Origin of the sequence: Paraburkholderia sp. DD10, assembly GCF_049177125.1 — a bacterium.
Lineage (GTDB): Bacteria > Pseudomonadota > Gammaproteobacteria > Burkholderiales > Burkholderiaceae > Paraburkholderia > Paraburkholderia terricola.
The window spans coordinates 1,025,145-1,038,920 of sequence record NZ_CP185393.1 but is presented as its reverse complement, the minus strand read 5'-3'; the positions used below and the strand labels follow the sequence as shown (position 1 = coordinate 1,038,920).

Here is a 13,776-nt window from a genome sequence, read left to right as displayed (position 1 = left end):
CTCCCGCCTAGTTGCGCAGCATGTAAGTCTCGTACTCGAGCGACGCGAATTTGCGGTCTAGCATCATCACCGCGGCCATCACGACGACGAGCAGCGCGAGCGCGAAACCATAGCCGTACCAGTCCGGCCCGAGCCACAGCGTCATGCCGGTGAACAGCCCGTTCAGCACGACGAAGGCCGCCGTGAGCCTGAGCACGGCGCGGCGTCCGTCGAGATAGAAGAACACGTTCAGCAAACCGAGCAGCAACACTTGCAGACTGGCCGAGATCACATCCACGATGAGCAGCGGCAAATACAAGGTGGAAATGCCCAGCGCTTCGAGCACGAGGTGGCCGAACGCGAGAATCAGCAGCAGCACGACAGCCTGAATTTTCACGATCTCGAAGAGCCCCGCGCGCACGCTGCCGACCATCATGTCGCGCATGTCGTTGATGTGGCGCAGCGTCGCGCCGCTGCGCACGGCGTCGTAGAAGCGGTCGTAATACTCGACGAAATCCGCCTCGATCCGCACGAGGAAGGTCGCCATGCCGGGCATCACGCACACGTAGGCGATGAACACGGGAAGGTCGTAGATCACCGATGCATGCAGCGGTCCGATCACGCGCGCGCCCGTTTGCGGCGCGTACCAGAACATGAACTTGTCGATCCACACGCCGAGGTTGAACAGCAGCCCGACGAGCGCGAGGCTCGGATACGCGAAGCGCTTTTCCAGCACCTCGAACGAGATGAAGCGCTCGCTTTGGTAGTTGCGGTAGATCAGCCCCGAGAGGCCCGCGAGCAGCACGATATGGCCCGCCACGAAGCCGCCGAGCAGGCCCGGCAATCCATGACGATTCAGCATCAATGCGAACGCGACGGTGCAGCCGTAGCCGAGCGCGAATACATAGAGAATCTGCCGATATTGTTTGACGCTCGACAGAAAGATCACCGCGATCCAGATATTGCTGACGACGACGAAGCCCGCCACCATCAGCAGCCGATAGACGAGCGGCTCGCCGCGAAAGCCGAACGCCACCGCGAGCACGCCGAGTACGCCCGAGGCCGCCGTCGAGATCAGCACGACGCCGTTGTAGTTGGACAGCACCAGGTCGTCGCGCTTCTCGAACAGGCGGTCGGAAATGAAGCGCGTAAACGACAGTTGCAGCGGCCCGGTCAGGATCAGGCTGCAGGCGATCAGATACGTCACCGACACCTGGAACTGCACGATCGCGTACTTCGGTATCACGAACGCGAGGCTCAACAGGCCGATGATCAGAATGCCGAAGATCGACAGAATCAGCGGCCCGGAGCTGATCAGCCCCGCATAGGCGTAGGCGCGCGCGACGCCGAACAGCGTCTGGTGCTTGAGTATCTTGCGGAGTTCGAAACCGATGCCGGCCATCAGCGCACCTCTTGCGGTTGAAGCCGTGCGCCGCCGTCCGGCGCGCCATGATGCATCGGACAGCCGCCGCGCGCGGCGGCGGCCTGGCCGCTCGCGCGATCGGCCCGCGTGGGCGCGGCCGTCAAACGTTCATACAGCACACGGTATTGATCGATCATCTGCTTCTTCGTATAGAAACGCCGCACGCGCGCGAGGCCGGCCTGTTGCGCCGCGAGCCAGCGCGGTTCGTCGCCGAGCAGGTCGAGCACGGCTTGGGCGAACGCGGCCGGATTCGCGATCGGCACGACGCTGCCGGCCGAACCCAACGCGCGATCGTCGTCGCCGTAGCCTTCGATCAACTGGCGGCATGAGCCCACGTCGGTCGTGATCGCCGGCACGCCGGCCGCGAAGCCTTCCAGCACGACGAGCGGCAAGGCCTCGCTGATCGAGGTCAGCGCGATCACGTCCACTTGCGGCAGGATCTCGTCGATGCGCTGAAAGCCGAGGAACTTCACGTTCGCCGCGAGCCCGAGACTTTGCACCAGCGCGCGGCACTCCAGCGCATAGGCCGGGTCTTCTTCTTGCGGGCCGACGATCCAGCCTTCGATATCGGGCATCGTCCGCGACGCGATGAAGAGCGCGCGAATGAAGGTCTTGATGTCCTTGATCGGCACCACGCGGCCGATCAGCGCGACCACCTTGCGCGCACGCGCCACGCGTTGCGCGACGAGCGGCGCGAGCGCGTCCACGTCCACGCCGTTCGGAATGTTGCGCGTGCGCGAGGCCTGCGCGCCGTCGGCGATCTGCCGCTGGCGATTGGTCTCGTAGAGCGCGACGATGTCGTCGGCGGCGTCGTAGGCGAGCTTGCCGAGCGCTTCGAAGAAACGCACCCACAGTTCGCGGAAATAGCTGATCCTGGAGATGTCGCGCTCGAACGCGCCGCGGTTGTCGCGGATCCACTGGCTTTGCAGCAGGTCGATCTTGCGTTCCTTCGTGTAGATGCCGTGCTCGGAGACGAGCAGCGGCCGACCGCTCCGATAGTGCAGCAGCGCGCCGAGAAAGCCCGCATAGCCCGTCGACACCGTGTGATACATCTTCGCCGGCGGCAACTGTTCGGCCACGCGCGCAAGCTGCCACAGCGGTTTGTGCATGATGCGCACGGTCCAGAAGTAGTCGGTAAACGAAGGGTCCGTGCAATAGCGATGGTACTGGTCGACGATGAAATCCCATGCCGCGCGGCTGGAGAGAAACTGTTCCTCGTTGAGCGGGCCGTGGTCGCCGATCAGTTGCACCATGTCGGCCATCAGCGCGCCGGGGCTTGAGGCTGGATTCGAGCCGCCGTTGCGCCACGCGTCGTGCAAGGCGGCCGAGCGTGCAAACGCTTGCGCATCGCCGGGAATTTCACGCGAAGCCTCCTTGTCGGCGAGCGCCGCTTCGTACAGGTAGTGCGCCTCGAAATGCACGACGTTATCCGGCAGCGCATAAGCGGCGCCTTCGTAGTCCTCCTGGCGGCTGCCGACGAACACGATCGAAAAGCGCAGTTCGGGATACGAGCGGATCATGTCGTTGACCCAGCTCGACACGCCGCCGCGCACATAGGGGAACGTGCCTTCGAGCAGCAGGCAGACATCGGCGTCCGCGGCGCGGCGCAGCAGTGATGGTTTCATGTTGACCAGTAACGCGCGACAGGTTTGAGCATCGGCAGCGTCGCGGCATTGCCGAGCGACGCCAGCAGTTCGGACACGCGCGGAAAATCGCCGCGCAGGAATTCGACTTCGGCCAGCCAGGGCACGAGGCGCTCGCGCGGAAAGCCGAGCGCCTGGGCACGCGCCATGTAGGTGGCGGCTTCGTCGGCGGCGCCGTTCGCGAGCGCGAGGCGGCCGCGGATCATCCACAGCGCGGCGTCGGCGTCGTCGATATCGAGCGCCGCGCGGGCGTGGCGATCGGCCTGCTCCAGCGTGTGCCGGTAGACCGCGCCTTGCACCAGGTTCTGATAGATCAGCTCGAAATACAACTCGGCAAGCTGACGATTGATCGCGTGACGCCGCGCATCGGTGCTCGCCGTTTCCAGGCTTTGCGCGGTCTGGAAGATGCGCTGCGTCACCTCGTTTTCCGCCTGATCCAGCGTGCCGTAGGCGATCAGGCGCACGTCCTCGACCGGGTCGGCAAGCAATTCGCGCAGCAACGTGCCGGTGGTGCGCGTCGGCATGGTTTGAATCGCGACGAGCGCCGACAGACGATCCGACGCATTCACCTGCGTATTCACGATGCGCGCCTGCAAGCGGGCGCCGCCGCCGTGCGAGACGCGCGACATCAGATGCGTGACGAACTCGGGCGCCGGCACGTCGTCCAGTTCCTCGCCGCTGTGCGAGCGCGGATAGCAGGCGGCCCACACGCAGCTCGCGAGCACCACGAGCCCGCCGAACAGCGGCACGAACGCGCAGCCGAGCCACAGCAGCAGCACGCTCCAGCCGCGCGGCTCACGATAGCGCACCGGCAGCAGCGCACGCACCAGCAGCGCCTGGAGCGCGCCGCCGAGCACGTCGATCGCGACGACGGGCAGCAGCGGATCGAACGCGGTGTGCCGGTTCGCGATGCGCCAGATCAGCGCAAACTGCACGAGCGCGATGAGCACGATGCCGGCGAAAGCGGCGCTGGCGCGGAGCACGCTCGACGCGCGGCGGACGGATTCGGAGCGCATGGCGTCAGACCTCGAGACCGCTGCGCACGAGAAGGCGCTTCAGCGCCGCGCCCGGCTCGCCGCCGCCGAGATGCAGCGTATGCACGCCGATGCGCGCGCCTTCCAGATCGAGATTGAACTGCGCGCGCAGGCTCGCTTCGATCCGCGCGAGATAGCCGTCCACGCCGGTCGCATCGGTGGCGGGCATCAGGTTGATCAGCACCGAGCGCCCCGCCGCCTTCACCGGCCACATCAGATCGAGCGCGCGGCGGCGACGCATCACATGCTCGAAGAACGAATCGCCTTCGTCGTCGTGCGGAAACACCAGCGCGACCAGCGACGAGGTAATGCCCGCCGTGCCTTCGAGACGCGTGAGGCGGCTTACGTCGAGCGCGAATTCATACGGGCAGTCGGGCACCGCATGCAGGATCGTGCGCACCTGCCGCGAGTGTTCGACGCCGTCGGCGTAGTAGCCGAGCAGGACCAGCAGCAATTGCAGGTTGTCGAAGTTCAGCGACAGGAACGGCATGCGCCTGATCGCCAGCACGGCGAGCAGGCGCCCGTCCGCCGAGATCACCGGCGCGCACACCAGCAGGCTCGTGTGCGTGGCCGGATGCCCGCCGCTCCTGATATGCGCGACCGCTTGCGTTTCGAGCGCGCGGGCGACGAGTTCGTCGCGCGGTTCCAGTTCGAACGCATCGCCGATGCGCGCGAGCGCTTCATGCGCGAGCTTGCCCTCGTGCACCGCATACAGCGCGGCTACTTCGATCTGACACGCCTGGGCGACGAATTCGAGCAACGCCTGCGCGCCCGGCAGGGTCCGCGCCGGCGTCATCGGCACGGTGTCGAGCCCGTGCGCGACCGACAGGCGGCGCAACTCGGTGATCGAATCGCGCAGCGTGGTCGGCTTCGACAACAGATCCTTTTCGAGCCGCTCATGCGACAGGCGCATCAGGTAATGGCTGTTCGTGATCGCGACGAGCCGGTCGTTCAGGTAATCGTTCAACGCGTTCGCGCGCTGCGCGCGGTTGCCCCACGTATCGCCGAAATGCCCCGCGACGATGGTCTGCAACAGGCCGCCGGTGAAGAACAGCGTCGGCCATGCGTCGGCGCTGCCGCGCATCAGCACCTGCCATGCGCCGATCAGCATCGCGCACGCCAGCAGACCGAGCAGCGTGCCGTAGCGCAGCGCGACGATCAGCGGCGCGAACCACAGCCACGGAAAACCCGCGTGCAGCAGGAACGGATCGTTGCGGTCGAGCGCCCAGCTCAACACGCCGATGACCGCGACGAACGCGATCGTCTCGACGATGGAAAACGGCCGCGCCACCGCGGGCGCAACGAAACGCCGCAACGCGCTCAGATTGCCGAGCGGATTCGAATGGCGCGGCTTTGCCGCACTGGCGGCGGATTGCGCGGTGACGGTATTCACAGCCGACTCCTCATGACGTGTCGAGATACGGATGACAGCGTGCTTGCGCGACGCGGGACGTGACGCAAGATGTGAAGCAAAATCTGAAGCAACCCGCGCATCAACCGCGCGAGCGCAGCGGCGACAACAGGCTGCCGATCAGCGACGAAGCGACGCTCGCGAGACTCGAACGCGTCCAGCCGCTCTTCGAGCCCGTGGCGCTCCACACGACCTGGCCCGAGGCGACGTCGATCAGTTCGAAGGTGACGCCCGCCACCGGCTCGCCGTCCACGCCGACCTTGTAGCGCCACTCTTCCACCGCGCCGGTCAGCACGTATTTGACGTGCTGCTCGCGCGCCCAGGCGAGTTTCTTCTCGCCGAGCTCGCGCTGCGCGGTGTCGAACATCGCGTTCGCCGACGCATCGACGGGCGCGATCCGCACGTCCGTCAAGCCGTTCGCGCGCAGCGTGTTCGCCGCGATCGCGGCGGCGCTGCTGCCCGCGGCCGGCGTTTCGGTGAAGTTCGCCATCGACACGATCGCCACCGAGTCCTTCACGCCGAGCGCCGGCGAACCCGTTTGACGAATCGAACCGCACGCGCCGAGCACGAGCGCGGACGCCGCCACCACCGCGGACCACTTGACGAGGCCGCGCCATCTTTTCATGTTGTTCATCGAACCACTCCTCAGTAACGTCGTTATTCATCGCAGGCGCGGTCCGCCTGCGTCGCCAATAGAACGGAAAATCGAACGGAATCAGTAGTACCAGCTATAGCGCGCGCCCAGCACCGTGACCGGCGTGCCGATCTTCGACACGCGCTGGTGTTGCAGGAACACGGCCAGGTGATCGCCGCCGAACACGGTGCCCGCGATACCCACGTTGAACTGCGGCCCCCAGCCCTGTATCGAGTCGTGCAGCAGGCCGACGTCGAAGAAAGGCCGCCAGCGGTGCGTGTACTGTTCGAGCAGATCGTTGCCCGCGCCGAGGAAGAAGCCGTATTGCGTGTAGGTATCGGGCATGAAGTCGCGCGGCGTCGCCGGTTGCAAGGCGACGGGCAACAGCCGCGTGATCAGCGCGTCGGCCTGGCCGCTCGCGCCGTAGCCGCCGTGCGTAATGAGCGCGCGCAGCGTGTAATCCGGGTACTGCGTGCGGATCCGGTAACTCACCTCGCCCGTCGACAGCACGCCGCTGCCCAGATACGTGCGCGCCTGGCTGTAGAAGCGGTCCGCCTCCACGCTGCCCCTGAACGTGAGGCGCTGCGTCATCCGATACGTGAGGTCGCCGATCAGGTTGTCCTTCATGCCGCCGACCAGCAGCGCCTGGGTTTCGTCGGCGACCTGGTTGCGGCCCGCGCGCAGGCCGAGCGTGAGCGCCGAGTTGCGGCCCACCTCGCCGGCCAGGTCGAGCGTATAGAACGAGGCGGAGGCGACGCGCCGGCCGCCCGTGATCGTGAACGACGTATCGCGCGTGCGCCGCTCGCCGTAGATGTTGAGCCAGCGGTCCACCGAAGGCACGTTGACGAGCTGCGTGATGTCGGTCGAATGCTGGAAATGCTGGACCGCCGTCACGCCGACGAGATAACGCTCGGCGATCTTGCGGCTGCCCGCGAGCGTCGCCTCGACGTAATCGAGCGGATGCTCGACGTAGTTGGTGACGCTCGCGTCGAGCGATTGCGGCCAGTCGAGCGCGGTCTCCGTGACCCGCGTATGGAGTTCCGTGTCCTCGGGCGCGCCGCCGAGCGCGTCGAAGGCAAGCTGCTGCGCGCGGTCGGGATGATCGACGGCGATCGTCGCGTCGATGCGGTCGTAGATCGGCAAGCGCGAGCGTTCCTGGTCGAGCAGGCGCTCCATTTCACCGACGTCGTTCTCGGCCAGCGCGATGGTCAGGCGCGCGTCGGCGGGACGCGACAGGCGCTCGGCATACTGCTGCGCGAGCCAGCGCTTCGCCAGCGGATTGCTTTCGTGCGACAGCGCCCATGCGATCGCCACGTCCTTCGCGACCGCGCCGCGCAAGCGTGCGTTTTGCGGCAGATCGGCGCCTTGCATCGGCGCGCCGCCCGGCAGACCCTTCACGTTGCCGATCAGCGTGCGGCGCGTTTGCGCGAGGTCGGCGGGCGTCGCGTGCGCCGACATGAGGTCGTCGAGCAATGCGGCGGAGACGTCGCCGGTGGCGAATTCCGTCGACAATGTCACGCGCCGGCCGCGCAGATCGGCCGCTGCTTCGGCGTCTCGTGTGATGCGGCCGCGCGTTGATGTGCTCGACGCGTTCGATGCGTTCGACACGCTCGATGTGCTCGACACGCCCGGCGTGCTTGACGCGTTCGACACGCCCGACACCTTCGACGCGCTCGTTGCGTTCGCTGCGCCCGACACACGCGACACACCGCGCTCTTCCACGAACCTCGCCTGTTCGCTCTGCAATTGCAGCCACACCTTCTTGCGGATCGTCCACGCGAGCCCCGCGTGTCCCGACTGTTCCTGGGCGTCGGCATAGGTGAGCAGCCACAGCGGATCGCGCGACATCATGCCCGCCTGGCGGCGCAGATATTCGAGCGCGGCGACCGGCCGGTTCAGGCGCATTTCGGCCGCGGCGAACGGTCCCCACAGCGCCGAGCTTTGCGCCGCGCTGCCGCGCCAGCGCTTGAGCGCCGCGCGCAGGTCGGCGTCGCTGCCGTAGTCGACGAGCGTCCACAGATAGGCGGCGTTCACGTCGGCGCCCGCGCCCGGCAGATCGACCGCGCGCTTCAGATCGGCGAGCGCGTTTTGGGGCTGGCCGATCAGGCGATAGTATTCGGCGCGCACGCCGAGCAAGGCGGGCGACGCTTCGGCGGTTTTGCGCTCGTCGGGCGTGAGGTTCGCGAGCAGTGTGGCGATGCGGTCCAGCGCCTGGGCGTCGAGGTAGTAATAGATCGCGTCGCGCAACGCACGCGCGCTGTGCTCGCGGTGAAAACGCAATTCGGCGATGCGGCCCGCGTCGATCGGATACGGATCGTAGAAGTCCGTCATTTCGCCGAGGTCCTCGCGCGTGGCCGCACCGCTCGCGAGCAGGTGACGATACGCTTCGTTGGCGTCGCCGTCGCGTTGCAGCAGGCGCGCGAGTTCGGCGTAGTTGCGCCAGAAGATCGGGTCGCTGTCTTTCGCGCCGGCGCGCGCGGCGCTCAACGCGGCCAGCGATGCGCGATAGTCGCCCTGGCGATACAGCACGCTCGCGGTGCGTAATGCGGCGGTCGCGTCGTTCGGATGACGCGCCTGCACCGCGCGGTAAGTGGCGAGCGCCTGGTCGTCGTGGCCCGCGCGTTCGGCGAGGCCGCCTATGCGCTGATCGATCGCGTCGCCGTTCGCGCCGTTCGTATCATTCGCGCCGTTCGTATCATTCACGCCGCGCGGCAGCGAGCGCAGGAAGGCGAGACCGTCGTCGGGACGGCCGAGGCGTTCATAGGTCGCGGTGACGCTATCGACCAGCTTCATATCGCCGGGCGTGGCGCGCGCCTGATGAACCAGCGCGACCAGATACGCTTCGTCGTCGTTGAGCATCGGCGCGATGCGCAGCACGTTGCGCCAGCCGACCGGATCGTTCGACACCTGCGCGTATTCGAGCCACGACTTCAGCGCCAGCGTGGGCTCGCGGTTCCATTCGGCCACCTGCGCGAGACGCTTGACCCACAGCGCGGAACGCGGATCGCGCTGCACCTGTTGCGCGGCGATTTTCTGCGCATTCGGCAGGTCGCCGGATTCGACGAACGCCTGGAATACGGTGTCGGCGATGGCGAGGGTTTGGGGGTTCGCCGCGCTGGATGTGCTAGCTGCGCTTGCTTTGTTGCCTGCGATTGCTGCGCTAGCTATGCTTGCTGTGTTAGCTCCGCTTGCTTTGTCGGCCTGGCTGGCTGCGTTAGTTAAGCTGGCTCCGCTAGCTGCGCTGCCTACACCCGCCACCTCCCCCATAGCCGCGACGCGAACCACACCCACCGCGCCCCGCCCCCGCACATCGCCGCGCATCGCCGCGCGCAAACTCGCGAGCGCGAAACCATCCCCCTGCGCCACAGGACCATCCCGATACGCGTACTGCGCGAGCTGCTGCCGCGGCGCGAAATCCCTCGCCCCATCGCGCGGCCCGAGCGACGCATAACGCGCCAGCATCTTCGCGTAGCGATCGACGGCTTGCGGACGATTCGCCGCGCGCGCCAGATTCAGCAACACCACCAGCGTGGCCGGGTCGTCGGCGAGCCCGGCGCCATGCGCGTCCGCCGCCGCGAGCGCTTCGTCCAGCAGATTGCCCGACTGCAATGCGCGCACGCCGGCCACGAAACAACGGCGCTGCTCGTCGCGCGTGCGCGCCGCCGCTTGCTGACGGAACCAGGCGTCCGCGGCCGCGCGATAGTCGCCCACTTGCAGCGCGTAACGCGTGATCTGCGTGTCCCACTTCGCGCGGCCATCGGGATCGTGCGCCGACAGCCGCGCGTAAAGCTGCATCGCGAGATCGGGCAAGCCGACGCCGGCCGCGCGCTGCGCGAGCCATTCGAGATCCTTCGGCGCCCATTGCAGCCTGGCCGCCTCTTGCAGATGCGCGCGCAGATCGTTCAACTCGCGGGCGCGCCGCGGATCGTCCTCGGCAATCGCAAAGGTGCGCTGCTCGGCCACGGAAAGACGCAGCATGGTCGCGCCGCGGCGCATGTCGTCGGTGCCGAGCGCATCCATGCGCGCGGCGATCCGCTCGGTATCGGCGGTGCGGCCCAGATACGAATACTGCGCGCCGAGCAGGGACAGGAACTCTTCGTTGTCGGGCCGCACTTTCGACCAGGCTTCCAGATACGCGACGCTCAATTCGCTGGGCGCGCCGACCGACGCCACGCGCTGGCGCAAGCCGCCGCGCGGCGACACGCCGTAGATCGTCAGCAGCACGACGCCCGCCAGCAAACAGACGAGCCAGGTCGGTGCGATACGGGGACGTTTAGCGCTCACAGGCAATCTCGACGGGCTGATAGTTCACCTGCAAACCGGCGGAGGCCGGCGTATCGAAGCGCACGCCCGCGCCGTCGCGCGGGGTGGCGACCGCGCGTCCCGCGACGCTCACGCTGCAACCGCGCGCGTTGGCGAGCCTGACGAACGGCTGGTAGTAGCCGCCGAATTCGAACGACATGCCGTTGGCGTTGCGTCTGAAGTTGCGCACGAAACCGTTGGCTTCGGCGATGTAGGGCAACGCGCCCGCCTTCGCATCGGTCGTGTTGAACGACACCCGCGCCGCGCCGTCCGCGATGTGGATATAGGTGCCGTCCGGACCCGCCGAATAGCCGGTGACGCCGGCCGACGCGCGCAGATCCGGCGCGCTCGACAGCGGCCAGTGCAACTCGCGCACCTCGCCGTTGCCGCGCACGATCCAGTCGCCGCCCGCAGGCTTTCCGGCATCTGCGTTTGCATTTGCATTTGCATTTGCATTTGCATTTGCATCTGCATCCGCATCGGGCTCGCCACGCACCGCGCGCGCGACCGCGAACGAACGCCAGTCGAGCACCTTCTGCGTGTAGTCGGTCATCTGCACGGGCAGCACGGCTTGCTTGAGCACCGCCGTGAAAATCTGATCAAGCGCGCGCAGCGACGCGACTTTCGTGCCGCTGTACATGTGGTAATACAGATCGATCGGCTTGAAACGCAACGGCTTGTCCGTCATGTCGAAGGTTTCGAGCACGCGCGTGAAGCCGTAGAACGGGCCGAGCCAGTCGTTCGTGTAGACGTTCTCGTCCTGATTCGGCGCATACACCTGGTACGCGCCCGGCCCCTTGTCGACGCCGATCGGCGCGATGTTGGTCCAACTGCTCGCGCTCTTCGTGATGACGGTGTCGCCGCCGTTCACGTTCGCGACGCCCGCCGCATACACCTTGCGCACGACGAGCGCGGGCGGCTTGCAGTTGCCCGGCCATTGCAGGATGGCCGTCTTCTTGCCCGGCGGCGCGAGACGCGTGTTGATGTAATCGATCGAGCCCGTCACTTCGCGGTCGATGTCGAACGTGTAGTTCGGAATGACCAGCGAAAACGCGGTGTCGCCGCCGCCGCGGTCCACGCGCTCGCCGGTCTTCGCATCCACGCTGCCCCAGTCGAACGGATGCGAGTACGTGTGCGTGCCGATCGCGACATACGGCAGCGCGAACATCTTGCGCGCGATCTCTTCCAGACGCGGCGAGATTTTCGGATAGAGGCCGGTCGGCCCCACTTCACCCTCGATCACCGAGAGCGTCATCGGCACCTTGTAGCGCGTGAAAATCTGCTGATACAGCGCTTCGCCCGAGTAGTCCGCGCCGGGAAATTCGGCGCGCGACGCGAACCCGTCGCCGTCGACGTGCGACATGAAAAGACGCCGCCCGTTCTCCGTCGTCACGCTCGGCGACGGCATGCGCTGCAGGCGCAACGCGGCGGTGAGGAACGAGATCGGTTGAATCGCCCAGCGTTCCTGGTCGATGCCGTTGAGCGAGACGACCGTGTACGGGCTCATCGCGAAGCCGCCCCACGGCGTGATCGCGATCGGGTCGAGGGTCGCCTGGCCGCTCGTCACGCGCAGCAGCGGCCGGCTCGCCGCGCCGACCCGCACGCCCGTCAGATCGCGTGGGCCGAGCTTCGGATCGATCTCGAAGCCGACCATCGGATCGCGCGAGACCACCTCCACCTTGTCGCTGAACGGACCCGGCACCGCTTGCAGATCGAGCGCGCGTCCTTCGTCCTCGGCCGCGTCGAAACCGAACTGGCCGAGAAACGCGACGGGCACGTGCGACGCGATGCGCGCATCCACCCATGCGCGCCACACCGCGCTGTCCTGCGTGCCGCTGCCCTGCAGCCACGCGACGACGCCGGCATAACGGTCGGGCGTGATGTCGCCGGGGAGCGTGTCGTTGACGTTCGCGTACTCGACGTCGTAGCCGAGATAGTTCAGCGGCGTCGCCAGATCGCGCACGCCGGGGGTTTCGTCGAGCAGCAGATCGTCGCCCGTGTCCTGCACGACGAGCACCTTGCGCGGCAGCACCTCGATCGCGCCGATGCCGACCACGCCGCGCGCCACGTCGGTCACGTAGGGCGTGACGCCGGTCGCCACCACCTGCGCGGCCGTGTTGCGGGCGCAGGCGCGATCGTCCGCGGGGCAGTATTCGATCGATACCACCGGCACGCCGGTCTGCTGCATGAATGCTTGCGCGCCGGCGACGCGCGCCGCGCGCTCGTCCGCGGACACGACGGTCTGCAACGCGCCGTTCGCGCTCACGCCGCTGACGAGCGACGGACCGGCCACCGCGTACAGCGCGTTGGCATGCGGCATCGCGAGTTGCAGCGCGTCGGCGCCGCCGATCACGAGGCGCGCGTCGGGATGCGCCGCGTGTATCGCGTCGATGGCGGCAAGGGCGTTCGGCGTGTCGAGCAGGAAGCCGCGAAAACCGCGCTGCCACAGCGGCTCGATCTGGCTCGCGACGAAGGCGGCCGGCGTGCCTGCGGCGGCATCCGCATGCGTGCGCGCGAGCCATGCGGTATGGCGCAACGGATGCGCGGACGGATCGAAACCGTGCGCGGGATCGACGACGACGGCGTCGAAGGCCTGCAACAGATCGACCGGCACGTTGGCGCCGTCGAAGAATGCGAGGTTGACTGATGGCGCGCGATGCGGTTCGGTCGCTTGCGGTTTAGCTTGCGGTTGCGGTTGCGGTTGCGGTTGCGGTTGCGGTTGCGCGGACAACGGCGCGGGTTGCGGTTGCAACTGCGCTTGTGCCGGCTGAGCGATCGCATTCGCGCCGCCCAAAGCGAGCACCGCGACAACCGCGCGGCTCAAGGCGCGCATGACGAAGCGTGGACGGGCCGTTTTCCGCTCTTGCCGCGACGGCCCCGACATGTTCCGAGGTGCATCGCAAAGCGCCGGCCGTGCTTCGAATATCGTTTGAATCCCCAAGGTCATGTGATTTCTTCTTCGGTTTTATTGCTTTTACCGATCCGCGTCGAACACGGCCGCCATCGCCCATCTACCCGTTAATGAGCGCCTTTCGTCCAGGCAGCGCATTCTAATAGCTCTTTTTTTCAAGCGCACCACTATTCTGTGGTTGAAAGCATGGCGTTGAGATGGTCAAAACCAGGCAAACTTTAATAACCTGCTGGCTATTTCCAGCAAACAGAACCTCGCAAACGTTTTACCGCTGCGAGAGGCAATGTTTAAGCAAGCCATGGATTTGACAAAAGTTAACGGAGCTGAAAGCATTTGAAATTTTTGGCGGGCGGTCATGCAAAGCACGCGGTGCGCAATCCAATTGCAAGGTTCGCGGATCGGCGAAAAAACGTGCATAAAAGCGAAACTCCCGCCGCCT

The 13,776-nt window shown here is 66.5% G+C and carries 7 protein-coding genes; all 7 read right to left on the bottom strand.

Annotated features, from left to right (window positions below; translation table 11 throughout):
* Positions 1-7: 7 nt before the first annotated feature.
* Positions 8-1,381 (bottom strand): exopolysaccharide Pel transporter PelG, encoded by a 1,374-nt coding sequence (pelG, locus tag ACOCG7_RS20105; RefSeq protein WP_114162390.1) that lies wholly within the window; start codon positions 1,379-1,381, stop codon positions 8-10.
* Positions 1,381-3,027, bottom strand: a complete 1,647-nt coding sequence (pelF, locus tag ACOCG7_RS20100; protein WP_421379663.1) for a GT4 family glycosyltransferase PelF — start codon at positions 3,025-3,027, stop codon at positions 1,381-1,383. Before pelF ends, pelG begins: the two co-directional genes overlap by 1 nt.
* Complete coding sequence (locus ACOCG7_RS20095; protein WP_421379660.1) at positions 3,024-4,061, bottom strand: hypothetical protein; 1,038 nt, start codon at positions 4,059-4,061, stop codon at positions 3,024-3,026. Before ACOCG7_RS20095 ends, pelF begins: the two co-directional genes overlap by 4 nt.
* Positions 4,062-4,065: 4 nt before the next feature.
* Positions 4,066-5,472, bottom strand: coding sequence for a PelD GGDEF domain-containing protein (locus ACOCG7_RS20090; RefSeq protein ID WP_083083664.1), 1,407 nt, complete (start codon positions 5,470-5,472; stop codon positions 4,066-4,068).
* 100 nt (positions 5,473-5,572) lie between these two features.
* Entirely contained in the window at positions 5,573-6,124 is a 552-nt protein-coding gene (locus ACOCG7_RS20085) for a penicillin-binding protein activator LpoB (protein WP_083083663.1), read from the bottom strand.
* Positions 6,125-6,205: 81 nt separating this feature from the next.
* Positions 6,206-10,408, bottom strand: a complete 4,203-nt coding sequence (locus ACOCG7_RS20080) for a tetratricopeptide repeat protein (protein WP_421379656.1) — start codon at positions 10,406-10,408, stop codon at positions 6,206-6,208.
* Positions 10,398-13,259 carry a polysaccharide deacetylase family protein gene (locus ACOCG7_RS20075; protein WP_421379653.1) on the bottom strand — a complete coding sequence of 954 codons (2,862 nt, stop codon included), beginning with the start codon at positions 13,257-13,259 and terminating at the stop codon, positions 10,398-10,400. The genes ACOCG7_RS20080 and ACOCG7_RS20075 overlap by 11 nt, the downstream gene beginning before the upstream one ends.
* Positions 13,260-13,776: the final 517 nt, after the last annotated feature.

Bases quoted from the DNA above. Each gene is read 5' to 3' on its own strand.
- pelG (WP_114162390.1), bottom strand. From the start codon at position 1,381: ATGGCCGGCATCGGTTTCGAACTCCGCAAGATACTCAAGCACCAGACG.
- pelF (WP_421379663.1), bottom strand. From the start codon at position 3,027: ATGAAACCATCACTGCTGCGCCGCGCCGCGGACGCCGATGTCTGCCTG.
- ACOCG7_RS20095 (WP_421379660.1), bottom strand. From the start codon at position 4,061: ATGCGCTCCGAATCCGTCCGCCGCGCGTCGAGCGTGCTCCGCGCCAGC.
- ACOCG7_RS20085 (WP_083083663.1), bottom strand. From the start codon at position 6,124: ATGAACAACATGAAAAGATGGCGCGGCCTCGTCAAGTGGTCCGCGGTG.
- ACOCG7_RS20075 (WP_421379653.1), bottom strand. From the start codon at position 13,259: ATGCGCGCCTTGAGCCGCGCGGTTGTCGCGGTGCTCGCTTTGGGCGGC.